The sequence below is a fragment of the Roseibacillus ishigakijimensis genome, assembly GCF_016595415.1.
Lineage (GTDB): Bacteria > Verrucomicrobiota > Verrucomicrobiia > Verrucomicrobiales > Akkermansiaceae > Roseibacillus > Roseibacillus ishigakijimensis.
Genome location: NZ_JAENIO010000008.1, coordinates 53202 through 78430, shown reverse-complemented (window position 1 = coordinate 78430; position 25229 = coordinate 53202). Strand labels below are relative to the sequence as shown.

Here is a 25229-nt window from a genome sequence, read left to right as displayed (position 1 = left end):
ATGGTTAGATACGTGTTTTAATAAAAGAGACCAGTTGGTCGGCGCTTTCTGCGATGGAATTGGTGGTGCTGTCGAGAATGAGTTCGGCATTTTCCGGTTCTTCGAAGCCGCTGTCTTTACCGGTGAATTGCTTGATTTCGCCCGCTTTGACCTTGGCGTAGAGCCCTTTGGGGTCCCGCTGGGCACAGGTCTCGAAGTCTGCTTTGATGTAGACTTCGGCAAAGTCCTCCCCCACCACCTCGCGAGCGGAGGCCCGGAGGTCACGGCGTGGGGTGATCACGGAAACGAAGGTAATGATGCCCTGGCTGGCGAAGATTTTGGCCACCTCCGAAACGCGACGAACATTCTCGCTGCGGTCCTCGTCGGAGAAACCAAGGTTGGCATTGAGTCCGGCTCGGAGGTTGTCGCCGTCCAGAATGGTGGTCATGCGCCCTTCCTCGTGAAGAATGCGTTCGGCGGCATTGGCGATGGTGGATTTTCCAGACCCGGACAAACCATAGAGCCAAACCACGGTGCCCTTTTGTCCCAAAAGGCGCTCCTTGTCCTCGCGACGCAGAAAACGGTGATGCTCGGTGTGAATGTTGGTCGCTTTGCTCATGAATAACTTCCTTTCCACGCCCAGGCGGTGCGCAAAATGGTTTCGATATCACTGCGGGAAGGAGTCCAGCCGAGTTCGCGGCGTGCTTTTTCCGCTTTGGCAATCAGAATCGCAGGATCGCCTTCCCGGCGGGGGGCTATCTGATAAGGAACAGGCTGACCAGTGACCTTCTCCGCCATATCGAGGATCTCCTTGACGGAAATCCCACTGCCGGTGCCGAGATTGAAAACGTTCGAGGATTTTTCTTTTTGCAGATAATCCAAGGCCAGAACGTGGGCCTCGGCGAGGTCCTCGACATGAATATAGTCACGCACACAAGTGCCGTCAGGAGTCTCGTAATCATCTCCAAAGACGGAGAGTTCTCCCCTCTCCCCACGAATCGCCATAAGAACGAGAGGAATGAGGTGGGTCTCGGGATCATGATCTTCACCAATGACCCCATCCAAGGAAGCGCCACAGGCATTGAAATAGCGAAGAAAAACGGATTTCAATCCCCACGCGTTTTCGCAATCACGGAGAATTTGCTCGAGCATGAGCTTGGAGCGTCCGTAGGGATTGATGGGATTTTGTTTCTCCGCTTCATCGATAGGGATCTGCTCCGGCTGGCCGTAAGTGGCACAGGTGGACGAAAAAATAAACTGCTGGCAGCCATATTCTTGCATTACGGCAAGAAGATTAAGGGGAGCGGATAGATTATTCTGGTAGTATTTGAGAGGGTCTTCGACGGACTCTCCGACATAGGCAAAAGCCGCGAAATGCATCACTGCAGCGAAGCGATTGGTGGCGAAAAGCCGGGTCAGCAGAGCCGAATCGCCCAAGTCCCCTTCTACAAAAGTAACTGAATCATCAACAAGGGCTTTTCGATGACCGTAGACAAGATTATCAATAACAGTCACCTGATGTCCCGCAGCCACAAGAGCCCTCACGGCATGGGACCCAATGTAGCCGGCCCCCCCGGTGACGAGGACTTTAGTGTTTGTTGGTAAATTCATTGATACGATAACCTCCAAATGCTGATTCATTTATTTATCGGATCATCCGGTAAGTGATATCTCCTCTCATCTGAGGAATGATTCGGGAGAGAAAGACTGAGATTGCAAACAGATAGCGCTTCCACAAACGGCGGGGGTCCATGAGAACACGGAAAAGCCATTCAAATCCCGACCGCTGCACCCAGCGGGGAGCTTGCCGAACTTTTCCGGAATGGAAATCGAAGGCGGCTCCCACGCCAAGCATGACGAATCCGTGGTCCCAGTCTGCACTGAGGTCAGGATACTTTGCTAAGAAATCATGCATGAAACGTTCTTGCTTGGGAGTGCTCAACCCGACCCAGAAATAGTGAGGCCGGGCTTCTTGAATTTGTTTGAGAAGGGCCAGCTCTTCTTCGTTAGTGAATGGACGGAAGGGTGGAGTAAAAACCCCGGCGACCTCAAGTCCAGGAAAACGGCTGGCCAGGGAGTGATGCAGCTCTTGGGCCACCCCCTCCGCGCCACCGTAGAAATAATGTGTTTCTTGCCGAGGCACCGAACGTTCCATGGTTTGAAGCATCAGGTCGGGACCGTAGACCCGATTCATCGCGCTGTGCCCGGCCCATTTGCCAAACCAGACCATGGGCATGCCATCCGGGGTAGAGAGATAGGAGCGATTGTGAACTTTCTTCAGCTCTTCATCAAACTGGGACTCAACAACCCCGTGCACGCCCGTGATGGTGACAAACCCCTGCCAGCCAGCCTGCTGGACAGCCTGTTGTAATTTCTCGTCGGCGCTCTCGAGATTCAGAGGGCTGATCCCGACTCCAAGGATATTGACGCGCTCGGAGGAGGGGTTGACTGGTAAAGATGAGTTCACAACTGTCACTCGGCTGACATACGATTCCGCAAAGAGTAAAACAGGAAAAGGCTGTTATAGACAAAGTATCGCTTCCACAAGCGCTTGGGCTCCATAGCCAAACGGTAAAGCCACTCCAGACCATTTTTCTGTAAAAGGGAGGGCGCTTGCGACACTTCGCCGGCATGAAAAGCAAAGGCCGCACCGATCCCGAAATAGACTCCCGGAGGCAGTTTTTCCAAGTGATCAGCAATCCATTTCTCTTGCTTGGGACACCCCAAGCCAACCCAAATCAGACCGGCCCCAGAGTCACGAATCCGCTCGCAAATCCGCTCGAACTCATCTTCCGGCCATTCTCCGAAGGGAGGAGAATAGCTCCCGGCAATCTCGGCCCGGGGATAATCTCTCGCAAACTTTTCTTCCAGTGCGTTAAGGGTTTCTTCGCGACCACCCAAAAGGAAATGGGATTGGCCACTCCCTTCGCTATCGGCCATCACCTTCAACATCAGGGTCGGGCCATAGACGCGATCCGAAAGCCGTTCGTCCTTACCCAACTGAGCGTTCAAGGTCCAAACGAGCGGCATGCCGTCGGGGCAGATCAAATCGAAGCGGGCCAATTGGCGGCCAAAGGAATCCTTCTCGTGACGGGCCAAGGCCAGGACGTGGGTATTGGCGGCCTCCACCGCGTAAGCACGGTCGCGCCTGGCGGAACGCTGAAAGACCCAGTCGCTGACTTTTTGATAGTCCGCGACTGCGACTTCCTGACCAAGGACGGTTCTAGTAGCGATCGATTCCAAAACGGGAGTAGTTTATTCGCGGCTCACAGCCACGGTATGGCCATGCTCGCTCAACAGAGCATGCTGGCGGGCCTTGTCCAAGTCCTTGCGCACCATTTCGGCGCACATCTCTTCGACCGTGATTTCAGGAGTCCAGCCCAGCTTTTCTTTCGCCTTAGTGGGGTCACCCAGCAGAGTTTCCACTTCAGCAGGACGGAAGTAGCGCTCATCCACCCGGACAATGACATCTCCCACCGAAAGGGCAGGAGCGAGGGCAGAATCAACCGCTTTAACGGTGGCAATTTCTTCCACCCCTTCGCCACTGAATTCCAGCTCGATGCCCGCTTCCTTAGCGGAAAGAGTCACGAACTCACGGACCGAGATTTGTTTGCCGGTCGCAATCACAAAGTCCTCAGGATATTCCTGTTGCAGCATCATCCACTGCATGCGGACGTAGTCTTTGGCATGACCCCAATCCCGCAAGGCATCCATATTGCCCAGATAGAGACACTTTTCCAAACCAAGGGCGATATTCGCAATGCCCCGGGTGATCTTGCGGGTGACGAAAGTCTCGCCGCGGCGGGGAGACTCATGGTTGAACAGAATTCCGTTACAGGCATACATGCCATAAGCTTCCCGGTAATTCACGGCAATCCAGTAGGCATACATTTTAGCCACCGCGTAAGGCGAACGAGGGTGAAACGGGGTAGTTTCTTTTTGAGGAACCTCTTGCACCAAACCATAGAGTTCGGAGGTGGAAGCCTGATAAAAGCGGGTCTTTTCTCCCAAACCCAGGAAGCGGATGGCTTCCAGCAAGCGCAAGGTCCCGATGGCGTCAACATCGGCGGTGTATTCCGGAGCTTCGAAAGAGACGGCCACATGGGACTGGGCTCCGAGATTGTAAACCTCATCCGGTTGCACGGCGGCAAGGATGCGGGTCAGGTTGGAGGTATCGGTCAAGTCCCCATAGTGCAAATGAAAGTTGCGCTGTTGGGTTTGCGGCCCTTCGTAGATGTGATCCACCCGCTCGGTATTGAAAGAGGAGGCTCGTCGCTTGATACCATGAACCTCGTAGCCCTTATCAAGTAGAAATTCAGCTAGATAAGAACCATCTTGCCCCGTGATACCCGTAATTAATGCCTTTTTCATCGTTGTTCTCTAGAGTCGTGCTTGTCCGGCCTCCAAACTGGCCAGGAAATCGCGATAAGCAGCCTGGAGGCCAGCCTGCAGCCCAATCTCCGGCTTCCAGCCTGAATCCTTGAGCAGGGAAACATCCATCAGCTTGCGGGGGGTGCCGTCCGGCTTGCTCAAATCCTGTTGAATCTCGCCCTTGAAACCGACGACCTCTGCAATGAGCTCGGCCAATTCGCGGATGGGCAAGTCTTCTCCTGTGCCCATGTTGACCCAATCAGGCGGCTCGGCGAGCTCCAGGAGATGGAAGCAAGCCTTTGCCAAATCATCGACATGAAGGAATTCGCGCCGGGGAGTGCCCGTTCCCCACATCGTCACTGCCGAATCCCCTGCGACTTTGGCCTCGTGAAAGCGGCGAATGAGGGCGGGAATGACATGAGAATTTTCCGCGTGATAGTTATCTCCCGGGCCATAGAGATTCGTCGGCATGGCGGAGTGATAACACAGGCCATATTGCTTGCGGTAATACTGGCAGAGCTTCAGACCGGCAATCTTGGCGATGGCATAGGCTTCATTGGTTGGTTCCAGGGAACTGGTCAAGAGGCAGTCTTCCGGCATGGGTTGCGGAGCCATCTTCGGGTAGATGCAGGAGCTTCCCAAGAAAAGCAGGCGAGGCACCCCCGCTTGCCGCGCTCCCTCGATGAGGTTCGAGGCAATGGCGAGGTTCTCATAAATGAACTCCGCAGGATAAGTGTTATTGGCGTGGATCCCTCCCACCTTGGCGGCGGCGACGACGACCTCATCGGGTTTCAAGTTTCGCAGGTAGGCAAAGACCTCCCCTTGATTAGTGAGATCCAATTCCTGGCGGGTGGCTACGACCACCTCCCGATCTCCCCTCGCTTCGGCCTGCCGGCAAAGGGCAGAACCAACCATCCCCCGATGGCCGCTGACAAATATTTTTTTCATGCGTTGAATTCCCTTGTGGAAAGAGGCTCTCAGCTTCCGGTCGTTCTTATTGGACGACCAGATCTCCCGACTTCCGCCGTTGGTATTGCTCGTGAATCCAGTGAAATGTCTTCTCCATTCCAGTCACGAGAGAGACCTCGGGCTCCCAGCCCAGTTTTTGCCGAATGAGAGTGTTATCAGAGTTGCGGCCGCGCACGCCCTGGGGAGCATTCAGATTGTAAGTTCTCTTCACCTTCACTCCGGCGATCTCTTCCACGATATCGAGGAGGCCATTGATAGTGACCAGCTCACTGCGACCCAAGTTTAGCGGATCGGTGATATCAGAGGCCATAAGTTTATCAATGCCAGTGAGACAATCGTCGATATACATGAAGGAACGGGTTTGCTCGCCGTCCCCCCAAATTTCCATTTCCAGATTTCCGCTATCCATGCATTCGATGACCTTGCGGCACATGGCGGCAGGAGCCTTCTCACGTCCCCCGTCCCACGTTCCATAAGGACCGTAGACGTTGTGGAAACGGAAAACCTTGGAAGCAAAACCGAAATCCTCTTCAAAGTTCTTACAGAGCCGTTCGGAAAACAACTTCTCCCAACCATAACCATTCTCTGGCATTGCCGGGTAGGCATCTCCCTCTTGCAAGGCAATGACAGCGGCATCGCTTTGCTTGAAGTCCGGATAGACACAGGCACTCGAGCTATAAAAATAGCCGGAAAGCCCCGCCTCACGAGCGGCCATGAGCAAATGGGTATTGATGAGCACGCTCAGCATGCACAAGGAGCGATTGTTTTCGATGAAGCCCATCCCGCCCATGTTGCAGGCCAGATTGTAAACCTCATCGCATCCCTCGACGGCGGAAAAACAAGCTTCTTTTTCCTCCAGATTGGCAGTGATATTCTCGGCCTTTTCATGAAGCTGATACCACTGTTGCGCAGGTTTGATATCCACTGCGACAACCTGGTGACCCCGATCGAGATGGAGCTTCGCAAGATGACCTCCGATGAAGCCTCCAGCGCCCGCAATGAGTACTTTTTTAGCCATGAAAATTTCGATTCCAACCCGGATCACGGGTTAATTTCTCCGCTAGGAGAAGACCGACAAACATGCGTCCGCCATTGGACGGCGCGATAAAACGGTCCAGAAAATGCGTTGCTGTCGCGCGGCACGACTGTCTTAAAGAGGAAATAGCGGAATGGTTCAATAAAAAATGAACCAAACTCAGTCACCAGCCCTCTCGCGCACGAGAAGGGAATAAATATCGATCTGCACGGGACGGCTCTCGCCCATGATTTCGAGGAGGACATTGACCCGTTCCTGCGAGGGCAGAACCTCGAGGACCACTCCGCCCAGGCCTTGGAAGGCCCCGTCGACCAGCTCGACCTCGTCCCCCACCCCGAGCTTTTGCTCAATGGTCACGATGGCTTCCTCTTGTTCGCTGGCGGCGAACTCGCTTTTGAGCTCTTCGACAAAGGAAGCGGGAATCTCGGGCAGCTTGCGCCCGAACTGAACCGCACCGCTGACTCCGTTGGTGTGGAGCAGGTCGCGCAGGTGAGTGTGCAGATCGAACTTGGCGAGGAAGTAGCCTGGAAAAAGGGGGTCGACCCACCAAACCACCCCGCGCCGGGTGGGCTTTTTGAAGCGGATGCGCGGACAGAACACTTCCACTTGGGGAGAAAAATTCTGCCGGATGGCGGCTGCAGCCACGTGTTCGCGCTTGGTTTGCGACCGCAGGCAATACCAGCGCGGATCAAATTCAGGTGTCGGTTCTTCGCTCAAAATCATTCTCCTAGAAAACGTTGCAGAACGGGAAGCATCATTTGCCCCCGTTGGGACCAACGGTCCAGCTTGCTGAGTCGTTCCTGCACGAACTCCCGCTGCTCCGGATCGGTTTCGCGCTCAGCCAGATTGTGCAGCCCGTCCAACTTGGCTTCACCACTCCGGAGATGAGGCCGGATTTGGTTGCGAATGAAGCCTCCCACCAGGCGCTTGAGATTCAAATTGGCCTCGAAATAGGTGCGTCGGGAATCCGCGCCCTTGACCTCGTTGAGCGCCCCCAGTGCTTTCAGAAGGTTCAGTCCTTGGCTGGCAGAGCCCTTGCTGATTCCCAGCCGAGCCACCAGATCAGCCTGACAAAGGGGCTCGCGGGAAATGAAAAGAAGACCATAAATCTCTCCCACCGACGGGGGGAGTCCCAAAACCCGCACACCATCGCAGAAATACGCGATGGCCGCTTGCTCGAGCTCGCTGAGACTCGATTCCGAACTGGCGACTACGTCTGGCACAAAGGGAGAATGCCAGAGTCACAATAAAGTTCAATTATTTTTGAACTCAACTCGCCCATCTCCCGATGGCCGTTTCCAACTCGGGACACTTTTTCACCCACAACTCTTCTCCTACTTCCACGGTGGCCCGCTTGCCCGCGCCATTGAGGACGTGGAGATAGACAGGCGTCTTCCCGGGGTGAAGCGCCAAGATGTCACGGATTTGTTTCAAATCCTCGCGATTATTTCGGGCCACGCGGACTTGGAGCTCGAGAGCCTTGCTTTTCTTGGCTCCTTTGGCCGGCTTGAGCTCCTTAAAGTCACTGCCGGTCAGCCGCCGCTGCTCGGTGCGATCGTCGATCGAGATGGCGGCCCGAAAGCGAACGATTTTTCCTGCTTCCAGCAAGCCCCCTTCCTTCGCGGGAGTGTAGCTCTCGGCCCAGACCATGAGCTCACGGCTGCCGGTGAAATCCTCCACCACGAGGATGCCAAAGGGTTTTCCGGCCTTGGTGGTGCGATGCTCAACGCTGCGCAGCATCCCGGCGAAGGAAAATCGCTTGCGCCGATCGGAGAGGTCCAGTTCGTCAACGAGTCCCAACTGGCAAAAGCGGTCGGAATCGATCAGGCCCCGGTATTTGTCCAGGGGATGACCGGTGACGTAGAAGCCGAGAAGCTCTTTCTCCTGCTCCAGCCTTTCCTCCTTGGTCCACTCCTCCACCGCGGCGGTCTCCTTGTGGGCCGGTTCCGGGGAACTGGTGAAATCGAGGGTGTCGAAGAGAGCCCCCTGCCCCGCTGCTTTGTCCCGCTGGGCGGAGCTGGCGGAAGCGATCACCTGCTCGAGGCGACCGAACATGCCCGCCCGGGTTTCTCCCGTCCAGTCGAGCGCTCCGGCCCGCACGAGGTTCTCGAGGATACGCTTGTTGACGATTTTGGAATCGAGCCGGTTGGTGAAATCCTCCAAAGAAGCGAACTCGCCATCGGCCTCGCGACAAGCGATGGCTTTGGCCATGGCGGCTTCCCCTACATTTTTGATCGCGGCCAAACCGTAGCGGATGGCCTGCCGCCCGCCCGCCTCCTCGGGGGCGAAGCGCAGCTGCGATCGGTTCAGGTCAGGCGGGAGAATCTCGATTCCCATGCGGTGGCACTCGGCGACAAAGACACCGATCTTGTCGGTGTTGTTGATCTCGTTGGAGAGAAGGGCGGCGAGGAATTCCACCGGGAAATTGGCCTTCAAATAGGCCGTCCAATAAGAAATGTGCCCGTAGCAAGCGGAGTGGGACTTGTTGAAACCGTAACCCGCGAAATTCGCGATTTTGTCGAAAATTTTGTTGGCCAGCTTGGCATCGATGTCATTGACCTCCTTGGCTCCTTTCACAAACAATTCGCGCTGTTTGGCCATCTCGGAAGGCTTTTTCTTACCCATCGCGCGGCGGAGAATATCCGCACCACCGAGACTGTAACCGGCGAGGAGTTTGGCGGCATTCTGCACCTGTTCCTGATAGATCATGATGCCGTAGGTGTCGCCACAGACGGTCTCCAGCAAGGGATGCTCGAAGACCGCGTCTTGGCGACCTTCCTTAACCTCAATCATCTCGTCGATGAACTGCATGGCACCGGGACGATAGAGAGCGAGCAGGTCGATGATGTCCTCGATCTTGCTCACTCCGTAGCGCTTGCAGGTCTCGGTCATGCCACCGGATTCCAGCTGGAAGACCCCCATCGTTTCCCCCCGGGCCAGAAGATCGAAGGTGGGTTGATCCTCGAGGGAGATGGTACGAATGTCAAAATCGGGAGTGTGGCGGTGGATATGATTCACCGCGTCCTGAATGACAGTGAGGTTTTTCAGACCGAGGAAGTCCATCTTCAGGAGACCCACCTCGGTAATGGCCCCCATATCATATTGGGTGACCACCTCGCCCTCGTTTCCACGGGTCAGCGGGACGTGTTCATCGAGGTCGCGGTCGCCGATCACCACCCCGGCGGCATGCACCCCCACGTTGCGGGTGAGCCCCTCCAGCTTGGTGGCGTGGGACCAGAGCTCGCGGTAGGTGCTGCTGCTCTCGATGGCTTCGCGGAGCTCGGGCTTGGCGTCGTATTCGCCCTGCAGCTTCACCCCCGGCTTGGCTTCGATCATTTTGGCCAGCTTGTCGGCATCGCCATAGCTCAAGCCCATCACGCGGGAGACATCGCGCAAGACGCTTTTCGCCCCCAGGGTGCCGTAGGTGATGATGTGGGAGACACAGCGCTCGCCATACTTCTGCCGCACGTATTCAATCACTTCCGCCCGGCGACTCTGGCAAAAGTCGATATCGACATCGGGCGGGCTCACCCGCTCGGGGTTGAGGAATCGTTCGAAAAGGAGCCCGAAGCGCATGGGGCAGATATCGGTGATTCCCAGGGTATAAGCGACGAGGGAGCCCGCCGCCGACCCCCGTCCCGGACCGACTGGAATCTGCTGATCGCGTCCCCACTGGATGAAGTCGGCGGTGATCAAGAAGTAACTGGCAAAGCCAAGCTGGTTGATGATGCCGATTTCGTAGTCGAGGCGCTCATCGAGGACTTTTTGCATCTCCTCGGGCGATTTTTCCAAATGCCGGGCCAATTCCTCGAGACGCCCCTCGGCATAGCGTTCGGCCAAGCCCTCCTCGCAGACTTTGCGGAAATACTCCTCGCGGGGAGAGCCATCGGGGGCATCGAACTGGGGATATTTTTCCGAGCTGGTGGCATCGAGATGCAGCGTCACATTGCAGCGTTCCGCAATCTCGAGGGTAGCGTCGCAGGCCTCGGGATAATCCGCAAAAAGCTCGCGCATTTCCTCCGCCGACTTGAAATAAACCTCCGGCGAGTAGCGCATGCGGTCGGAGTCGAAGAGAAGCTTGCCCGTCCCAATGCAAATCATCACGTCATGGGCTTCATGGTCCGCGCGATTGAGAAAGTGGACATCATTGGCCGCGACCAGCTTGAGCCCTCGTTCGGCCGCCAGCTTGACGAGCACCGGACGCACCTTGGCCTGCTCCTCCAAGCCGTGGTCGTGGATTTCGACATAGAAATTCTCTTTGCCAAAAATCTCCTCCAGCTCGATGAGGGCCTCGCGGGCTTTCTCCTCTTGCCCTTGCAGAATCCACTCGTTGACCGGGCCGCTGATGCAGCCGCTCAGGCAGATGATGCCCTCCGAGTATTCGCGCAAAACCTCGCGGTCCACCCGGGGCTTCCCGTAGTAGAGCCCTTCGAGGTGGCCCTTGGTGACCAGCTTGATGAGGTTCTGCCAGCCGGTCTCATTCTCGGCCAGCAGGGTCAGGTGGGTGGCGCGCTTGCGGCCCGGGATCTCTTTTTTCTCACTCATCGAGAAAGGAGCGAGGTAGATTTCGCAGCCGAAGATGGGCTTGACCCCCGCTTCCTGGCATTTCAGGAAAAAGTTGATCGCTCCGTAGAGATTGCCATGGTCGGTCATGGCCACCGCCGGCATGCCCAGCTCGGCCGCCTTCTTCGCCAAATCCCCCATGCGCACCGCGCCGTCGAGGGTGGAATACTCAGTGTGGAGATGAAGGTGAACGAAGGAGGAATCGGCCATTTCCCGATTCCTATCGGGAGGGCTGCCGGGAGGCAAGCGCGGGGCGGATTTTCCACGCCAGCAGGGGCCCCGATCAGCGTCCCTGATTGAAGCGCGCCATCTCGCGCTGGGCTTCGCGCAATTCGACCTGCTTTTTCAGATCATGGCGCTGGTCGCGATGGCTTTTGCCCTTGGCCAGGCCGAGCTCGACCTTGACGCGACGATTCTTGAAATAAAGGCGCAGGGCCACCACGGTCTCGCCCTTGACTTGGGTGGCCTCCGCCAGCTTGAGAATCTCCGCCTTGTGCAACAAGAGCCGGCGGGGCCGCTTGCTCTCGTGCTGAAACCACTCTCCGGCCGTCTGCCAGGGCTGAATATCGAGCCCGTAGAGAAAAATTTGTCCCTTGTCCACGCGGGCGTAGGAATCGCGCAGGTTGACCTTCCCCTCGCGGATGGACTTCACCTCGGTGCCCCGCAACTCGATACCCGCCTCGATTTTGCTGAGGATATGGAAATCGTGGAGCGCTTTTTTGTTTTTGGCGATATCGGTGTTCATCGGCGGAAGAAGAGTCGGTAGGGGCAAGAGCAACAGCCAGATAGCAGAAAGCCCGCAGTGTTCTGCAGGCGGGTGAGCTTTCGTCAGCAGCTCGGGGAATCTGCGGCCGCGGGAAGGTTAGTCAACCAGCGCGGGGGAGGAAACTCCTTATTCGGGAGAGTCGATGGGTTCGCTCAATTTGATTTTGCCCTCGATAATTTCGATCAAGGCAATATCGGCGGCGCCCATGCTGGGAACAGTGTCGATCAGGGGAGCGCGCCCATCGTTCAGCTGCTTGACCCGGCGGGACACCATGTTGATTAGGATTTGGGGGTCGGGCATGACCTCGGATGCTTTCTCGACAAGCTCGCTTTTCATAGGTGTTCCAGAGAATCGCGACGTGGGTTCCGGTTGGTTAAACTGGATAATCTTATCCTCTCCCATCGTCACGGTATCAAAAAGGTTCAGTCCCTCACCAACGAGGGGCTGAAGGGCTTTACACGGATACCCGGCCTTGACAAGACATTTCCGTTTACCACCGGCAGAAATCCCTCCTCTTCGGCTCACTCGGCAGCACCGGGCAAGACCTTGGCAGCCTGGCTACCCTCACCAGCGGGCAAGGCAACCGGAGCCAGCTCGGGAAGCACGGTCGTCTGCCCCACCTCGGTGCCCCGGACATAGGTCACCGTCGCTTCCTCGCCCTCGCGCAGATAGAAAAAGGCATTGAGAGCATCGAAATAATCCTGCACGAAGCGGGGGCCAATGCGGATGAGGATATCGCCCTCGATCAACCCGGCCTTGGCTGCGGGAGAGGACGGTCGCACCCCTTCGACCACCGCGAGAGGATTACTGGGCAGCAACTCGACCCCGAACCAGCTGCGTTGCACCACCCCGTTTTCCACAGAGGCTCCTTGAATGCGTTTGAGCACCTCCACTGGGAAAGCGAAGGAGCCGTTCCCAAATTCACTGGCCTTCCGGTAATTGATGGCGACCAGACGCCCCGCCGAATCAAAAAACGGGTGCCCCAGCCCCGGCTTGACCTCCGGGGCGTGATGGACCCGGAACAACTCGAGAGGGAGCGGCTGGCCCTTGTATTCGCTCTCGCGACTGACAAAGCGGGAAATCGAGGACTCCCCCTCCACGCCGAGATAGAAGGCGCTCCCTTCCTCGACCTTGAGCGAACTCCCCAGCTCCACCGGGGCAGTCGCCTCGCCCGAGGCCAGAGGGACTCGCACCAAGGTCAAGCGGCTGACCGAATCGTGAGCCACCAGGGACACCGGCTCACCCCGGTAAGTGCCACTGCGAAAATCAGTAGTCGCCTCGGTCGCCACCACGGCCAAGCCCGCCTCATCAAGAAAAACGACCTCCGACTGCAAAGTGTCTCCCGAGGAGCCCTTTTTCTTAAAGACAACCCCCTCCTGCAAAGCCTCTTGCTCCCCCAGTGCGACCATCGTGCCCAGGCACCACGCCAAGGCAAGAACCACCCCCCGCAATCCGTTTTGCACCCGCTTACTCTCCAGCTTACTCTCCATTTCTTTTCGTCCCATGCTCGCCAAACGCTTCTCACCCGTTAAACGCCACGGAAAGAGCGTTTTGTAAAAGGGATAACAGAAAAACAGAAAAAAGCCACCTTGCAATGCCAAGCTCGGGAAAATTTCCCATTTTCCCGCAAGATGATCTCATTTTTGCGCTGAGCGGCGCTGGCAGGAAACGACTACGCCCTCGCAATTGAGCAGGATGGCCTTTTCAATCTCCACTCTGACGGCCCGCAACGGAAACTTTGCGAGAAGAAATAGGGCCACTTCCTCCGCGAGGGTTTCAATCAGTTTACGGGGGCGATCTTGCGCAAGGGCTTTCACCGCTTCCGTGAGAGCAAAGTAGTCGACCGTGCGGGCCAGGTCATCGCCGAGACCGTTCAGTCCCGAGCGGGTTTCCAGAGTGAGGGAAATCTTGAGTTCCTGTGCCTGGGCCCGTTCTTCCTCCGGCACCCCGATGTGGACCGCCACTCTCAGCTTGCGCACTACGATGTCTGGCCGCACCCGCGCCGGAGCCCCCGTGGCACAGAGCTTGGGCAACTGGCCGATATCGGGCAAAATCATCTGGGGTCCCGCTGCCGCCAGGCGCTCCACCGGATCGTAGCCCGAAAGAAGGGCGACCGAGTGCAAGCCACCAGCCTGGGCCGCATGGACATCATGGACCATGTCGCCCACATAAGCGGTCTCCTCCGGCAAGAGCCCGTGCTCCGCAACCACGGAGCCGATACGATCGCATTTATTGAGCACTCCGGCGTAGATTTCCTCGAAGTAAGACTGGATAGCGAAATCCCGGGCCTGCCGCCGCAGGGCCTCCTCGTTCATGCTGGAGAGAACAAAAAGGCGGAGACTTTTTTCGCTGGCGGCTTCCAAAAAACCCCGGGTCGCAGGCAGGGGCTGGACCAGATTTTCAGCTTTGAGAAAAGCCTCTTTGAAAAGAACTTCCAACTCGGCCAGAGGAACCCCGGGAAGAAACTCGGCATAAAACTCCGGATACGGCAAGCGGAAGTCCCGCCGAAACTCACTGGCGCTCATGGCAGGCAAGCCATAGTGAGCAAAGACCTCATTAGTCGCGACGAGAGTGGCGCTGAAGTCGTCGACCAAAGTGCCCGACCAATCGAGGATGAGATTGCGAATCATAGCGTTGGGGAAGGAAGGAAATCAGCCGGAAATCAGGCGCACTTCCCGCACCGCCTTTTCCCCCAAGCGGGCTCGCACCTTGGCGAGCAACTCGCTGCGGGATTGCTCGAGGTGGAAGCGCATGGCCGGCTGCAGCACGCGGAGGAGAAGGACACGATGGCGCAGGGAAACGACCTCCGTTTGAGAAGCGACGAAATCGCCGACCACACTGCGCCAACTCTCGCGGATGCGCTCCTCTTCCAAGCCATCGACCGGCATTTGGGAAAGGATCGCCTCCAGCCAATCCTTGGCCTGGGAACAGTTTTTCCGGGTTGGCATGGGAGTCTCCCCCCCTTGCCAATCACGAACCACCGCCCGGGTCACATGCACCCGGCGGGACTGGCTCCGCTTTCTCATTCGCCATCGTTGCCGATTGCCTCCACGGGGCAACCTTCCATGGCCTCTTCGCACTGCTCGCGCTCTTCCTCACTCTCCGGCTGCTTGTAGACGTAGGAATAGCCTTCGTCTTCCTGGCGGGTGAAGTTTGCAGGGGCGGTTTCACGACAGAGATCGCAGTCGATGCACTGCATGTCCACGTAATAAGCTCCGGGAATGTTTTCTTCGTGTTTGTCGTCTTTGTCTGCCATTGCGTTCGGGTGGGGCTGATTGTTGCGGAAGGTGTCAGCCAAGCGAGGGAGCCTTGCAACAGTTTTTTTTAGCGATTCCCGCCATTGACAGCCTGGGAGCACCTTTCCAGATTTCCGGACTGGCCAAGCCAAGCGAGCCTTTCTACCCTCCTTCCGGTCGTCCTGAAAGCGGCCCCAATTCCAAACCTTATCATCAGCTATGCAGGAAGACGAGTCCTCCCCCGACGCCCCGAACCCATCGGAGGCCCCACTCCCCCAACCTTCCCCGCTGAAGGACGAGTTGGCGCACGATTTAGATGACGATTTTGAGGAAGCCCCTCCTGCGGCGGGCGAAAAGAAAGCCGCGCCACGGACGCAACGTCCGGCGCGCGAGGTGATCTCCCAGCCCCGGCAACGGCTCCCCCCCCCGGAGGATCGCCCGCAGCCCCCCCTCGTATCCGAGGGAGATATCGAGCCCGGCAAACCGCTGGAAATGGAGCCCATCGCCCGCCCCAACCTCACCAAGCGCGGGGTGCAACCAGCGGCCCGCAAGGACGAGCTGGGAGACCTGGACGAACAAGAAAACAAGGGCAAACCCGCCATCAACCCTGTTCCCCGCGATGCCAAAAAGCCCCTCTCCCCGCAGGTGCGCGTCACAGCCAAACCCAGCGCAAAGCGCGAAACACCTGCTCCTGCCGCCTCTGCCCCGGAGGAAACAGCCCCGCCTTCACCCGAGTCCATGAGCCCCGAACCCGAGACCCCAGAGGACCAGACCCCTGCTGCCGCAGCGGAAGAAAAGACCGCCTCGTCCAAGAGCGACAGCCAGACTCCTCCTCCGGCCCAGCCTGGCGGCAAATGGCTCGCGGCCTTTTCCCCCTTGGAAAAGATTCTCTGCGGCCTCTTCCTGATTGCCCTGCTGGGAGGGATCATCGCCACCCGCATCACCCTCTCGCAGCACTTCACTCCCCCCGTGGAAGCATCCCGGCTGAAGTTTCCCCTAGAGGGCAAAAGCCTCGTCGTCGCCAATGCGGAGACCTACTGGCGCAACCCCGTGCGAGAGGGAGCCAATCGCGATGAGGGCGTCTCCCGAACCATCGAACTGATCCCGGAAGTGAAGCTCACCTTGGGAGATAATTCCCAGGCCAAGGCTCTGCGACTTCTCTTCCGCGACGAAGAAGGCCGCTTCGCCGGGGACCCCACCACTTTGACACTGACGGGCTCCACTTTTGCCCTCTCCACGTCCCCCACTGCAGTCACGGCCGGCTCGACCGCCACCATCCGGGCCACCACGGGCTTCAAGCAAGAAGGCGACCTCATCTCCTACCTCGCGGACGACAATTTCACTTGGGAATTCGTTCTCATGGAATCGGCCGACGGTCAGAACTTTGAGGAATTCATGGCCATTCCCATTTCCGCAAAACGCAAAAACGCACAATGACCGACGAAGCATCCACCATCAAAGTCAGCCCGGAAGAAGGCTGGCATGTTCTCCACCTCTATTACCACATCGACCACGGCCAGTGGTCCACCCTGAGCCGGGATGAAAAACGGGAGGCCAAGACCCGCCTGACCGAGCTGGTGCAGGAAATCCGCTCCACCCCGGACACCCAACTCCTCACCTTTGCCATCGCGACCCCCAAGGCCGACCTCGGCTTCATGCTCCTCACCCCGGACCTGGTCACCGCCACCCAGTTCGAAAAGCGTCTCACTCTCTCCTTGGGGCCTGACATCCTCGCCCCCACCTATTCCTACCTCTCCCAAACGGAGCGCTCGGAATACACCACCACCCGCGACCAATACGCTCGCGAAACCCTGGTGGTGGAAAAAGGAATGGCGGAGGGCAGCAAGGACTACAACGAAGCCTTGCAGGAATTCGACGAACGCATGGCAAAATACAGCCAGCACCGCCTCTACCCGGTCTTGCCCGATTGGCCAGTGGTTTGCTTCTACCCCATGTCCAAGCGCCGCAATGCGCACCCTGACTACAACTGGTATGAGACCGGCTTCGAGAGTCGCCGCGAGCTCATGATGGGCCACGCCCGCACAGGTCGCAAATACTCCGGCAAGATTCTCCAGCTCATCACCGGCTCCACCGGTCTCGACGAGCATGAATGGGGGGTCACCCTGCTGGCACATGACACCTATCAGGTCAAATCCATCGTCTACGAGATGCGTTTCGACGACGTCTCTGCCCGCTATGGCGAATTTGGCGATTTCTACATCGGCCTGCAGCTTCCCCTCGACGAACTGTTCCGCCGCATCTGTCTCTAGGCCGCAGCATCCCGGGAGCAGAACTTTCCCCGCTCCCCAATTTCCCCTAAGAATCCTCATAAAAAAAGGGCCTCGCAACTGCGAAGCCCTTTTTTCGTGAATTTGAATCCCTCCCGGGGAGGGCCGGTTGATCTTTATTGGTAAGCGGACTCCACGCGCTCGGCCACGTCGCGGTAGCCGTAATCGACCTCGTAGATCTGCTTGAAGGAGTCGATGGCCTTTTCCTTCTCGGACTGCTTCTCAAAGATGAGGCCCAATTCGTAGAGCACTTCCTTCTTGGTGGCATCCATCTGCTTCAGTTCAGCATTGGCCTCCTCGAAGCGGTTCACAGCCATATCGACCATGCCCATCTTGTCAAAGGTGCGGCCCAGCAGGATAAGCACCTTGGTGCGAATATGCGGGTTGCGGGTAGCTTGCTGCAAGTGCTGGATGGCTTCCTTGTATTGTCCGGCGTGGAAAAGGGCTTCGCCCAGAGAAAAGCGCAGGGAAGGATCGGTAGGGTTTTCTTCCACCCGCTTCTTGCGCTCTTCCACTTGCTCGGCACTGAGGGCACTGCGGAATTCCTCCAGCTCCCGGGCCGCTTCGGCATCGTCGGGATTGGCTTCCACCGCCTTCTTGAGGTTGGAAAGTTTCACCTCGGCGGCCTTGTCCTTCATTTTGCCGGCTTTGTTCTTCAGGGCTACGTCGTTGTTGCTGATTTGGAAGCCCCAATCGTAGAAAGCGTAGGCATTGTCCCAGTCCTCGAGGTTTTCGTAGACTGCCGCCAGATCGCGCACCACGTTCAGGTTGTTCTGGTCCGCCGCATACTGGGCCGCGAGGTTGTCGCGTTTTTCTTCCATCTGCTCTTTGGTGAGAGCGGAGCGGGAGGCCTTCTCAAGCGCGAGGGTTTCCTCGGCATCTTTTTTCTGCAGAACCAGCTCCCCGCTTTCACTGCGGTTGGACAGCATGGAGGCCCGGGCGGTGCAATCCTTGGCCTTTTTAACGGCATCGATATCGCCAGGGTTGGCCTTCACGATGTCCTCGTAGACGGCAGCGGCATCGAGGGGGCGCTCCACCGAGAGGTAGAATTCGGCCAGCTTGTGCATCAGCTTGCCTTCCTCCGGAAAGGCCTTGCGCACGGTCTCGAGGGCGAAAGCGGCAGTATCAGTCATCCCCAACTTGGCCGCGACATCGTGCAGAGCATCGTTGAAGGAGGCATTGAAGGGGTCCTTTTCCAGCTCCTTCTCAACCGCCTGCAAAGCGGCATTGCCGTCTTTGTCGGCTTGCGCCAAATATTTCTTGGAGACCGAAGGGCTGTTGGCACCCACGCTGGTGCCGAAAAGGCCGCGCTTTTTCTTGGGTCCCCCCGTCAGTTTGTCCTCGGCCATGCGCAGGGCTTTACGACCTTCCAGAAAGCCAGGGGCTTCCTTCAGAATCGCCTGCAGCAAGGTGACGGCATACTTGTGATTATCGATCTGCAAAGACTCTTGCGCCTTTTTCCAATACCCCTGAATCGAGGGTTCCAAATCCGCAACGCTGATCTCGCGGAATGCGTTCTCTCCGGTAGCTTCTTCCATGAATGTTTTAAGTGTGCTCCCGCCATGATGACAATTCAAAGGGGCATGGCAAGAAAACGCTTCTCAAAATACGTTCGCCCCCGCAGAGAACCCTCCCTCTGCACCCTGCGAACCCCGCTTTAGCGCTGGAGAAAAGCCTCCAGAAGGTCGTCCTCCAGGACCTCCGCCCCGTGCATGACCTCGCCCAGCAACTGACCGGGCAATCGCTGTTCGATCACGCCGCGATTGGTCACTCCGGCGACATCCTGCTCCTCAATGACCTGATTGAGAACGGCGGCCTGCAAAGCGCATCCCTGCTCCTGGATGGCGCGAGCGGTGAGAAAGGTGTGATTGAGAGCTCCCAGGCGATTGCCGATGACCAGCAGCACGGGCCAGCCCAAGGTCTTCGCCCAGGTGGAAAAATTCGCTTGCGCGGTGAGGGGGACTTCCCAGCCCCCGACTCCCTCGCAGATCACCATCTCATGCCGCGCCGCCAGCTCCCAGCCGAGAGCCCGCACTTTTTCCAGATCCACCTCCCCTCCCTCCAGCTCGGCGGCGGGGTAAGGCGCGATGGGGGTGCGGAACCAAACCGGATTCACTTCATCGAGAGTGAGAATCCCCTCATTGGCGTCGGCCAGCGCATAGGCATCTTCCCGATCGCCGCAACAGAAAGGCTTCCATCCCACCGCATCGATGCCGCGGGCGCGCAGGGCGCGCACGAGGAGCCAACTGAACCAAGTCTTTCCACATCCGGTATCCGTACCGGTCACAATCACGCTTTCTGCCATAGCTTCCTTCAATGCAGCGTCGTCTCCTCTTTGGGAGCCTTTTCCTCCTGGCGAGGTTGCGGCGGCCCGGGCACGACATCACTCAAGTCCGAAGTTCCGAGGAGCGAATCCTCGGGAGAATCGCTCAACGGCCCCTGATTGGTGAGGAGGTCCTTGATGAGAAACCACACAATCACCGCCAGAAAGAGGGAAGCCACTTTAGCGATCAGATTCCTCGCTCGAACTGTTCTTCTGCTGCTCATTGTGTAAGAAAATTGCCTCCAGCCGCTCGCGAAACTCGTTCTCGTCCTTAAACCGCTCCAGCTTGCCGTCCACCGCGATGGAGATCGTGCCAGTCTCTTCGCTCACCACCACCGCCACGGCATCGGTCTCTTCGGTCAAGCCAATGGCAGCCCGGTGGCGCAGGCCCAAAGAGCGATCCTTCATATCGCGCTGGGTGACGGGAAAGACACAGGCGGCGGCGGCGATTCTTTCTTCATCCAATACCACTCCCCCATCGTGAAGAGCCGTCTTGGGAAAGAAGAGAGTCAGGGCCAGTTCCACGGAAAGCTCGCTCCCCATCTCCACTCCCGTTTGCTCGATTTCCTTGAGAGAAATACTGCGTTCGAGGGCAAAGAGAGCGCCATAACGCTTCTTGGAAAGCTGCACCACCGCATCCTCCAGAAGATTCAGAAATTTCCGTTGGCCGGAATTGAAGGACAAGAAGCGGGAACTGCCAATCTTGGCGAGCGCACTCCGGATCTCGGGTTGGAAGATGATGAGCAGGGCAAAGGCGAGCACAAAGACTGCCTGGCGCAAAATCCAGCCCAGCACCGGAAGCTCCAGCAAACTGGAGATCAGGATAAAACCGATCAGGACGGTCGCCAAGCCCACCAAAATGCGCGCGCCCCGAGTGGCGCGGAAAGCCCGATAGAGCTGATAGATCACCAGCCAAAGGACGAGGATTTCCACCCCGTCACGCCAGTGATTCTGCCAAAGATTCTGGAATGCGTCCCAAGACAAGAGGCGAAGCTAACACCCACCCGCTAAGCCCGAAAGTGCAATGATCGCTTGTGACTCGATTTTTTCCCAATGAACTCTGACCGAGGGCGCGGCCTGGAATGGCGGTAAAAAGCGCTCGCTTTTCGTCGCAGGCTTTGGGAACAAAGCGCAACCAGCCCGCTTCTGGTGCTGCGCGCGAACCGCCTCTATCCATGATCGACTCTCTTCTCATCCTCGCTCACGAAACCGCTCCCAAAATTCCCGAGGCCACGGGCTGGATGCACCAGGTTTTCTTCGAGGGCTCTCTCTTCGGGCGCCCCATCGTGCTCTACCCTTGGAAAATCATCGGCTACTTCGGGGTGACCATGTTTGCGGGACGCTGGATTCCCCAGCTGCTTGCTTCCAAAAAGGCGAAGCAAGTCAGGATGCCCCGCATCTTCTGGATCATGTCTGTGCTCGGCTCCATCTCACTGCTGAGCTACTTCACCTTTGGAAAAATCGACTCGGTGGGAGTGCTCTCCAACCTGTTTCCTTCTTTCGTAGGCCTTTACAATCTGGTTTTGGATCTCAAGAACGGACCGGCAGCCAAGGAGGATGCTATCGACTAGGTCGCCGGAGCCACTTTTTGCAGCAGAACAGCGAGGAAATAGGCTCCCCCCGAGACCAGGGGCAGGAGGAGGGCCAGCCAGTGCCCTCCCCCCGCCAAGACCACGGCGAGAGGGAGCATCGCGACCAGATCGACGAGGCAGATATTGGCCAGGAGATGGGAGACCCCTTTCCCGATGGAGCTTTTGATGGCCCCAATCCCCCGGCGAAGCAGCCAGGAATAGGGAGCCAAGGCCAGCAGCGCGACAAGAGCGGCTCCGAAGGACAAGGTGAACCAATAGGCGGCATGAGTGAAGGCAACCAGGGTCATCATGAGGAGCCCCAGCATACGGTTGACCCTGGGCACCACAGCCTGGGCTTCGGACCGGGCAAAAAGCGACAAACCACCCACGTAAAAAAGGAGCCCGCCTGCCATGAGCAACACAAGGCCTCCGGATGAGAACCCGGCCCCCCCCTGGGCAACGAATCCCAAAAGATAAAGCAAGCCCCGGCAAAGGCCCATGGGCACGACCCCCCAAGCGGTTTTCTTGTGAATCCAGGTGTAGAGGGCAATGGCCCCCGCAATCATCACCGCGACGAGAAGCGCGGGCCACCCGGAGAAGGCGGCAAGGAGGCATCCCACAGCCATCAGGGCAAAAGCGGCATTCCTTAAAAACTCGGGAGAAATCCGGCGGGCGGGCAAGGGACGCTCGGGACGGTGGGCGGCATCCCAGAAGCGGTCCGCCCAATCATTGAGAAAACACCCGCCCACGTAGAGACAACACCCGGCGAGCACCGGAAAAAGAATGGCGAGAGAACCTGGCGCTACCAGAAGCCAGCCGAGGCCGCAGCCCAGCAGGACATTGCTGACGACGGAAGGAAGATTGGCCACCCGCCCGGCGGCGAGGAGGTCGATGAGGAGCTGGCGCTTCATGGTTCAGTCCTGAGCCAATACCCATTGGAACTCGCGCACGATCTGCCCGGTCAGGTCACTTTGCAAACTGTCCGGCAACACCGCCCAAGTGTAGGTCTCAATCTCAAAGTGGTGGCAGAAGGAGGGGTTCTCACGGCGGTAGGCCAGCATCTCGAGCACGAAGTCCTGCGTGGTGCCCAGAGGAGTGGCGGCCTCCGCAAACAAGGGGACGTGAAAGTGGCAGCGGGCCTCGTCGCAAGTGTCGGGATGCCAGCGGCCGGAATCGAGGGCCCGGAAGAATTCGGGCAAATCCCGCACTCGTTGGATGCCCTCCTTCCCCCGCAGGAGAACCTGGTGAAAGTAGGTGGGCTCGTCGAACTGCTTCAGCGCGGCCAGGGAGCTGGCATCACAAGGGAAAAACTTGAGCGCGGACGAAAGGTGAACTTTGGAAATGCGCACTCCGGCAGCAGCGAGAGCTTCCAGAGAGGGGCGGCACTCATCGAACTCGAGGGCAAAGTGGCAGCAATCGTAGTTCAAGCCAATGCGGCGTCGGATGACCGCCGGGTCCTCCACGCGGGCGAGTAGGCGGTCGAAAAAGGCAATCGTCTCCTCGGTGTTCTCAAAATGCCCCAGCGGCTCGGGCTCCAAGCCCAGATGAAGGTCCTTCCCGCACTCCTCCGCCAGGGCTTCCACGAAGAGAGCACACTCCTCCAAATGTTTGAAAATCAACTCCTCATCAGCAGCAAACTCCTTGTGCGAACCAGGCAAAGTGGAGACCGAGCCCCCGATCTCGGCCGGAGCCAAAGCCGCCACGATGCGAAAGAGATCCTGAGTGTAACGCAGGCGTTCGGGAGTGGTCCAATCGGGTTGGAAGACCTTCTCCTTGACCCGGGTGCCATGGAAGTCGCCGTAGGGAAACCCGTTGATGGTGAAAACATAGCAATTCTCCTCCTCCAGCCAGGCAGCGAACTCAGCCAGTCGTTCGCCCACCAACAGTTCCCCGGCCGCACGGGCGGAAAGACGGAGCCCGATGGCGAAGGCCCCCTCGTGGGTCCCTTCTGCGGCCAGCCGATCCCGCACTGCCAGAACGTCGGTGCGCAGCACTCGGAAGGTGTCTTCCCAATCTTCCGCCGGGTGGATATTGGTGCAATAAGCGAGATGATTCTGATCAGTCCATTTCATGGCAAAGAGAAGGCAGGGGGTGAGGGAAAAACCTGCCGGGGCTTAGAGTTTGAAGTTCGGGCTCTGGCTGAGGAAGGCGCGGGGATTGTCGTAAATGACCTTGTCGATAATCTGCTGGGCATGCTGGCGCTTGCGCATCTCCACCGCGCACTTGATGACGGCCAGGGGATCGGAAATGCCCCAGTCGCAGGCCGAGTTCATCCAAATGCGCTCCATGCCAAAGGTTTCCAAAATATCAATCGCCCGCGCGGCGGTGCACTTGGACTCGGGGTAAAGAGTCATCCCGGCCCAGAAGCCTGCATCGAGGACTAAACCGGCAGTGTGCTCCTCGACGTGGTCGATGATGACTCGATCGGGATCCACCCGGGCATTTTTCAAGGCATCGAGAATGAGCTTGGTGCCCTTGAGCTTGTCTTCCAGATGAGGAGTATGGATGAGAATGGGCAGATCGTATTTCTTGGCGATTTCGACATGCTCTTCAAAGATGGCCAACTCGTTACGAGTGTTTTTATTGAGCCCGATCTCGCCAATGCCGAGGACATTAGGCTTGTCGAGGAAATCGGGGATGAGAGCCATCACCTCACGGGCAAAGCCGGCGTCCTCCGCCTCCTTGGGATTGATGCACAGCCAAGTGTAGTGCGGAAGACCGAACTTGGCCGCGCGGGCGGGTTCATACTCGGTCAACTGGCGATAGTAGTCGTAGAAGCCCTCCACCGAAGCCCGATCATAGCCGGCCCAGAAGGCGGGTTCGCAAAGGGCGAGACAACCGGCTTGCACAATCGCTTGGTAATCGGCGGTCGTGCGGCTGACCATGTGGGCGTGAGGTTCGATGTAATTCATGAAAAACTATTGCGCTGATTCGGGATGAAACAAGAGGACGATTTCGCCCTTGGCCTGATGGCTACGGAAGTGTTCAAAAAGCTCTTTCGCCGATGCCGCATGGATGGTCTCGAACTTCTTGGTGAGCTCGCGGGCGACCACCACCCCTTGTTGGGGGGCGAGTTCGGCAAGAATCTCGAGGGTAGACATCAGGCGATGGGGAGACTCGAAGTAGAGAGCGGTTTCCGCCTTGTCTAGTGCGGCGGCGAGCTCCTTGCGGCGCTTGCCTTTTTTCACCGGCAGGAAGCCCCCAAAGCGATGAGGATAGGGCGGCAGACCGGAGGCCACGAGGGCCGTGACGGGGGCGGATGCTCCGGGCAAAACGGTCACCGGGTGACCAGCTTCGCGCACGGCCCGCAGCACGCGAAAGCCGGGGTCGGAGACCAGGGGCATGCCGGCATCGGAAACCAGGGCGAGTGATTCTCCCGCTGCCAGCTTGGCGAGCACTTCCGGTATCTGGCGGTCCTCATTGTGGTCGTGCAGGGCCATGAGACGACCGGAAATCTCGTAGTGATCGAGCAAACGGCGGGTGTGGCGGGTGTCTTCGCAAGCAATCCAATCGGCACTGCGCAGCACCTCCAGGGCGCGCAAGGTGATGTCGGCCAGATTGCCTATGGGAGTGGGAACGATGGTCAGCATGCTCTTCTTCTCCGCTCTAAAAGCCATCAGCCAGACGCGCGACCAGCGAGACCGCCGCCCGCTGGATGGCATCGTTCAACGCCGCTTGTTGAGCGGTTTGCAAATTGGCGTCCGCGAAATAAGTGGTCCGCCCAGTGGAAACTCCGGAATCGAGCACCTTGAGCGGGTCGGCGGAATCGACCACTTTCCAGCGCAGCCTGATGGTCATGGAGAGTTCCTCCGGGCGCAGGCGGTTCTCCCGATCGGTGCGCAAGGCTCGGAAGTTGACTTCATGGAATTCCACTTCCAAGCGGGCTTGGGCACTGTCGGCCGTGCCAAGACGGTAAGTGCCATCGCGCACAAGGGCATCGACCACTCCATTGGTGACGAAGGCGGCGGCCCGGGGAATCTGGGTGGAATTTTTAGCCAAAGGCACCTGCAAGCGGTCGACGTGAGCCAGGGCGGTGGGCTTGGTGCCCCCCAGCTGGTAACCCGCACAAGCGAACAGGCTCAAAATGAGCAGCAGAGAAGAGAAAGCAGAGAGAAATTTCATCCGAA

At 57.9% G+C, this 25229-nt stretch carries 28 protein-coding genes; 3 read left to right on the top strand and 25 right to left on the bottom strand.

The window, feature by feature from the left end; all coding sequences use genetic code 11:
- Nucleotides 1–4 precede the first annotated feature (4 nt).
- The 16 genes from cysC to JIN78_RS04905 all read right to left on the bottom strand — a co-directional run bounded on the left by cysC (nt 5) and on the right by JIN78_RS04905 (nt 14940).
- Nucleotides 5–598 (bottom strand): adenylyl-sulfate kinase, encoded by a 594-nt coding sequence (gene cysC, locus JIN78_RS04980; protein ID WP_200390843.1) that lies wholly within the window; start codon nt 596–598, stop codon nt 5–7.
- Nucleotides 595–1590, bottom strand: a complete 996-nt coding sequence (galE, locus tag JIN78_RS04975; protein ID WP_200390842.1) for a UDP-glucose 4-epimerase GalE — start codon at nt 1588–1590, stop codon at nt 595–597. Before galE ends, cysC begins: the two co-directional genes overlap by 4 nt.
- 34 nt (nt 1591–1624) lie before the next feature.
- Nucleotides 1625–2446 (bottom strand): WecB/TagA/CpsF family glycosyltransferase, encoded by an 822-nt coding sequence (locus JIN78_RS04970; RefSeq protein WP_200390841.1) that lies wholly within the window; start codon nt 2444–2446, stop codon nt 1625–1627.
- A 5-nt stretch (nt 2447–2451) separates the two neighbouring features.
- Nucleotides 2452–3222 carry a WecB/TagA/CpsF family glycosyltransferase gene (locus JIN78_RS04965; RefSeq protein ID WP_200390840.1) on the bottom strand — a complete coding sequence of 257 codons (771 nt, stop codon included), beginning with the start codon at nt 3220–3222 and terminating at the stop codon, nt 2452–2454.
- Nucleotides 3223–3234: 12 nt separating this feature from the next.
- Complete coding sequence (gene gmd / locus JIN78_RS04960; protein WP_200390839.1) at nt 3235–4350, bottom strand: GDP-mannose 4,6-dehydratase; 1116 nt, start codon at nt 4348–4350, stop codon at nt 3235–3237.
- Between the two features lie 9 nt (nt 4351–4359).
- Nucleotides 4360–5307, bottom strand: a complete 948-nt coding sequence (locus tag JIN78_RS04955; protein ID WP_345778143.1) for a GDP-L-fucose synthase family protein — start codon at nt 5305–5307, stop codon at nt 4360–4362.
- Nucleotides 5308–5344: 37 nt separating this feature from the next.
- Nucleotides 5345–6337 carry an NAD-dependent epimerase/dehydratase family protein gene (locus tag JIN78_RS04950; protein ID WP_200390837.1) on the bottom strand — a complete coding sequence of 331 codons (993 nt, stop codon included), beginning with the start codon at nt 6335–6337 and terminating at the stop codon, nt 5345–5347.
- Between the two features lie 177 nt (nt 6338–6514).
- Entirely contained in the window at nt 6515–7078 is a 564-nt protein-coding gene (gene nusG / locus JIN78_RS04945; protein WP_200390836.1) for a transcription termination/antitermination protein NusG, read from the bottom strand.
- Nucleotides 7075–7578 (bottom strand): GbsR/MarR family transcriptional regulator, encoded by a 504-nt coding sequence (locus JIN78_RS04940; protein WP_200390835.1) that lies wholly within the window; start codon nt 7576–7578, stop codon nt 7075–7077. Before JIN78_RS04940 ends, nusG begins: the two co-directional genes overlap by 4 nt.
- Nucleotides 7579–7624: 46 nt before the next feature.
- The gene (dnaE, locus tag JIN78_RS04935) at nt 7625–11128 is read right to left on the bottom strand and encodes a DNA polymerase III subunit alpha (protein WP_200390834.1); all 3504 of its coding nucleotides are present in this window, start codon (nt 11126–11128) and stop codon (nt 7625–7627) included.
- 73 nt (nt 11129–11201) lie between these two features.
- Nucleotides 11202–11663 (bottom strand): SsrA-binding protein SmpB, encoded by a 462-nt coding sequence (gene smpB / locus JIN78_RS04930; protein WP_200390833.1) that lies wholly within the window; start codon nt 11661–11663, stop codon nt 11202–11204.
- A 147-nt stretch (nt 11664–11810) separates the two neighbouring features.
- Nucleotides 11811–12020, bottom strand: coding sequence for a DNA-directed RNA polymerase subunit omega (locus JIN78_RS04925; RefSeq protein WP_200390832.1), 210 nt, complete (start codon nt 12018–12020; stop codon nt 11811–11813).
- Between the two features lie 185 nt (nt 12021–12205).
- On the bottom strand, nt 12206–13189 hold the full coding sequence (locus tag JIN78_RS04920) for a S1C family serine protease (protein WP_200390831.1): 984 nt from the start codon (nt 13187–13189) through the stop codon (nt 12206–12208).
- Nucleotides 13190–13321: 132 nt separating this feature from the next.
- Nucleotides 13322–14314: a dihydroneopterin aldolase gene (locus JIN78_RS04915; protein WP_200390830.1), complete on the bottom strand. Its 993-nt coding sequence runs from the start codon at nt 14312–14314 to the stop codon at nt 13322–13324.
- Nucleotides 14315–14335: 21 nt separating this feature from the next.
- Entirely contained in the window at nt 14336–14710 is a 375-nt protein-coding gene (locus tag JIN78_RS04910) for a DciA family protein (RefSeq protein ID WP_200390829.1), read from the bottom strand.
- On the bottom strand, nt 14707–14940 hold the full coding sequence (locus JIN78_RS04905) for a ferredoxin (protein WP_200390828.1): 234 nt from the start codon (nt 14938–14940) through the stop codon (nt 14707–14709). Before JIN78_RS04905 ends, JIN78_RS04910 begins: the two co-directional genes overlap by 4 nt.
- 280 nt (nt 14941–15220) lie before the next feature.
- Between JIN78_RS04905 and JIN78_RS04900 the strand changes: the two genes are divergently transcribed.
- Together JIN78_RS04900 and hemQ are read left to right on the top strand one after the other, a co-directional pair.
- Nucleotides 15221–16357 carry a hypothetical protein gene (locus JIN78_RS04900; RefSeq protein WP_200390827.1) on the top strand — a complete coding sequence of 379 codons (1137 nt, stop codon included), beginning with the start codon at nt 15221–15223 and terminating at the stop codon, nt 16355–16357.
- Nucleotides 16354–17190, top strand: coding sequence for a hydrogen peroxide-dependent heme synthase (gene hemQ, locus JIN78_RS04895; RefSeq protein WP_200390826.1), 837 nt, complete (start codon nt 16354–16356; stop codon nt 17188–17190). The genes JIN78_RS04900 and hemQ overlap by 4 nt, the downstream gene beginning before the upstream one ends.
- Before the next feature lie 134 nt (nt 17191–17324).
- Here the strand turns inward: hemQ and JIN78_RS04890 are convergent, their stop codons facing one another.
- From JIN78_RS04890 to cdaA, 4 genes are all read right to left on the bottom strand, one after another.
- Nucleotides 17325–18746 (bottom strand): tetratricopeptide repeat protein, encoded by a 1422-nt coding sequence (locus tag JIN78_RS04890; protein WP_200390825.1) that lies wholly within the window; start codon nt 18744–18746, stop codon nt 17325–17327.
- A 119-nt stretch (nt 18747–18865) separates the two neighbouring features.
- Nucleotides 18866–19513 (bottom strand): dethiobiotin synthase, encoded by a 648-nt coding sequence (gene bioD / locus JIN78_RS04885; protein WP_200390824.1) that lies wholly within the window; start codon nt 19511–19513, stop codon nt 18866–18868.
- Between the two features lie 8 nt (nt 19514–19521).
- Nucleotides 19522–19710, bottom strand: coding sequence for a hypothetical protein (locus JIN78_RS04880; protein ID WP_200390823.1), 189 nt, complete (start codon nt 19708–19710; stop codon nt 19522–19524).
- Nucleotide 19711: 1 nt separating this feature from the next.
- Nucleotides 19712–20515 (bottom strand): diadenylate cyclase CdaA, encoded by an 804-nt coding sequence (gene cdaA, locus JIN78_RS04875; protein WP_200390822.1) that lies wholly within the window; start codon nt 20513–20515, stop codon nt 19712–19714.
- 191 nt (nt 20516–20706) lie between these two features.
- On the opposite strand from cdaA, the gene JIN78_RS04870 reads away from it, so the two are divergent.
- Nucleotides 20707–21102 (top strand): lipid-A-disaccharide synthase N-terminal domain-containing protein, encoded by a 396-nt coding sequence (locus tag JIN78_RS04870; protein WP_200390821.1) that lies wholly within the window; start codon nt 20707–20709, stop codon nt 21100–21102.
- On the opposite strand, the gene JIN78_RS04865 is transcribed toward JIN78_RS04870, so the two are convergent.
- The 5 genes from JIN78_RS04865 to JIN78_RS04845 are packed head-to-tail and all read right to left on the bottom strand — an operon-like array spanning nt 21099 to nt 25224.
- The gene (locus JIN78_RS04865) at nt 21099–22013 is read right to left on the bottom strand and encodes a UbiA family prenyltransferase (protein ID WP_200390820.1); all 915 of its coding nucleotides are present in this window, start codon (nt 22011–22013) and stop codon (nt 21099–21101) included. The genes JIN78_RS04870 and JIN78_RS04865 overlap by 4 nt on opposite strands.
- Nucleotides 22014–22016: 3 nt before the next feature.
- A complete protein-coding gene (gene eboE / locus JIN78_RS04860; RefSeq protein ID WP_200390819.1) occupies nt 22017–23174 on the bottom strand; it encodes a metabolite traffic protein EboE in 1158 nt (385 codons plus the stop codon).
- Nucleotides 23175–23216: 42 nt separating this feature from the next.
- Nucleotides 23217–24014 carry a TatD family hydrolase gene (locus JIN78_RS04855; protein WP_200390818.1) on the bottom strand — a complete coding sequence of 266 codons (798 nt, stop codon included), beginning with the start codon at nt 24012–24014 and terminating at the stop codon, nt 23217–23219.
- Nucleotides 24015–24020: 6 nt separating this feature from the next.
- Nucleotides 24021–24692 (bottom strand): 16S rRNA (cytidine(1402)-2'-O)-methyltransferase, encoded by a 672-nt coding sequence (gene rsmI, locus JIN78_RS04850; RefSeq protein WP_200390817.1) that lies wholly within the window; start codon nt 24690–24692, stop codon nt 24021–24023.
- Nucleotides 24693–24708: 16 nt separating this feature from the next.
- The gene (locus JIN78_RS04845; protein WP_200390816.1) at nt 24709–25224 is read right to left on the bottom strand and encodes an LPS assembly lipoprotein LptE; all 516 of its coding nucleotides are present in this window, start codon (nt 25222–25224) and stop codon (nt 24709–24711) included.
- Between the last annotated feature and the right edge of the window lie 5 nt (nt 25225–25229).

Excerpts from the sequence above, each read along its gene's own strand:
- rsmI (WP_200390817.1), bottom strand. The coding sequence starts at position 24,692 with ATGCTGACCATCGTTCCCACTCCCATAGGCAATCTGGCCGACATCACC.
- JIN78_RS04905 (WP_200390828.1), bottom strand. The coding sequence starts at position 14,940 with ATGGCAGACAAAGACGACAAACACGAAGAAAACATTCCCGGAGCTTAT.
- JIN78_RS04890 (WP_200390825.1), bottom strand. The coding sequence starts at position 18,746 with ATGGAAGAAGCTACCGGAGAGAACGCATTCCGCGAGATCAGCGTTGCG.
- cysC (WP_200390843.1), bottom strand. The coding sequence starts at position 598 with ATGAGCAAAGCGACCAACATTCACACCGAGCATCACCGTTTTCTGCGT.
- smpB (WP_200390833.1), bottom strand. The coding sequence starts at position 11,663 with ATGAACACCGATATCGCCAAAAACAAAAAAGCGCTCCACGATTTCCAT.
- eboE (WP_200390819.1), bottom strand. The coding sequence starts at position 23,174 with ATGAAATGGACTGATCAGAATCATCTCGCTTATTGCACCAATATCCAC.
- JIN78_RS04920 (WP_200390831.1), bottom strand. The coding sequence starts at position 13,189 with ATGGGACGAAAAGAAATGGAGAGTAAGCTGGAGAGTAAGCGGGTGCAA.
- JIN78_RS04870 (WP_200390821.1), top strand. The coding sequence starts at position 20,707 with ATGATCGACTCTCTTCTCATCCTCGCTCACGAAACCGCTCCCAAAATT.
- nusG (WP_200390836.1), bottom strand. The coding sequence starts at position 7,078 with ATGATTTTGAGCGAAGAACCGACACCTGAATTTGATCCGCGCTGGTAT.
- dnaE (WP_200390834.1), bottom strand. The coding sequence starts at position 11,128 with ATGGCCGATTCCTCCTTCGTTCACCTTCATCTCCACACTGAGTATTCC.
- bioD (WP_200390824.1), bottom strand. The coding sequence starts at position 19,513 with ATGGCAGAAAGCGTGATTGTGACCGGTACGGATACCGGATGTGGAAAG.
- galE (WP_200390842.1), bottom strand. The coding sequence starts at position 1,590 with ATGAATTTACCAACAAACACTAAAGTCCTCGTCACCGGGGGGGCCGGC.
- hemQ (WP_200390826.1), top strand. The coding sequence starts at position 16,354 with ATGACCGACGAAGCATCCACCATCAAAGTCAGCCCGGAAGAAGGCTGG.
- JIN78_RS04855 (WP_200390818.1), bottom strand. The coding sequence starts at position 24,014 with ATGAATTACATCGAACCTCACGCCCACATGGTCAGCCGCACGACCGCC.
- JIN78_RS04915 (WP_200390830.1), bottom strand. The coding sequence starts at position 14,314 with ATGATTCGCAATCTCATCCTCGATTGGTCGGGCACTTTGGTCGACGAC.
- JIN78_RS04845 (WP_200390816.1), bottom strand. The coding sequence starts at position 25,224 with ATGAAATTTCTCTCTGCTTTCTCTTCTCTGCTGCTCATTTTGAGCCTG.
- JIN78_RS04950 (WP_200390837.1), bottom strand. The coding sequence starts at position 6,337 with ATGGCTAAAAAAGTACTCATTGCGGGCGCTGGAGGCTTCATCGGAGGT.
- JIN78_RS04865 (WP_200390820.1), bottom strand. The coding sequence starts at position 22,013 with ATGAAGCGCCAGCTCCTCATCGACCTCCTCGCCGCCGGGCGGGTGGCC.
- JIN78_RS04925 (WP_200390832.1), bottom strand. The coding sequence starts at position 12,020 with ATGAAAAGCGAGCTTGTCGAGAAAGCATCCGAGGTCATGCCCGACCCC.
- JIN78_RS04910 (WP_200390829.1), bottom strand. The coding sequence starts at position 14,710 with ATGAGAAAGCGGAGCCAGTCCCGCCGGGTGCATGTGACCCGGGCGGTG.
- gmd (WP_200390839.1), bottom strand. The coding sequence starts at position 4,350 with ATGAAAAAGGCATTAATTACGGGTATCACGGGGCAAGATGGTTCTTAT.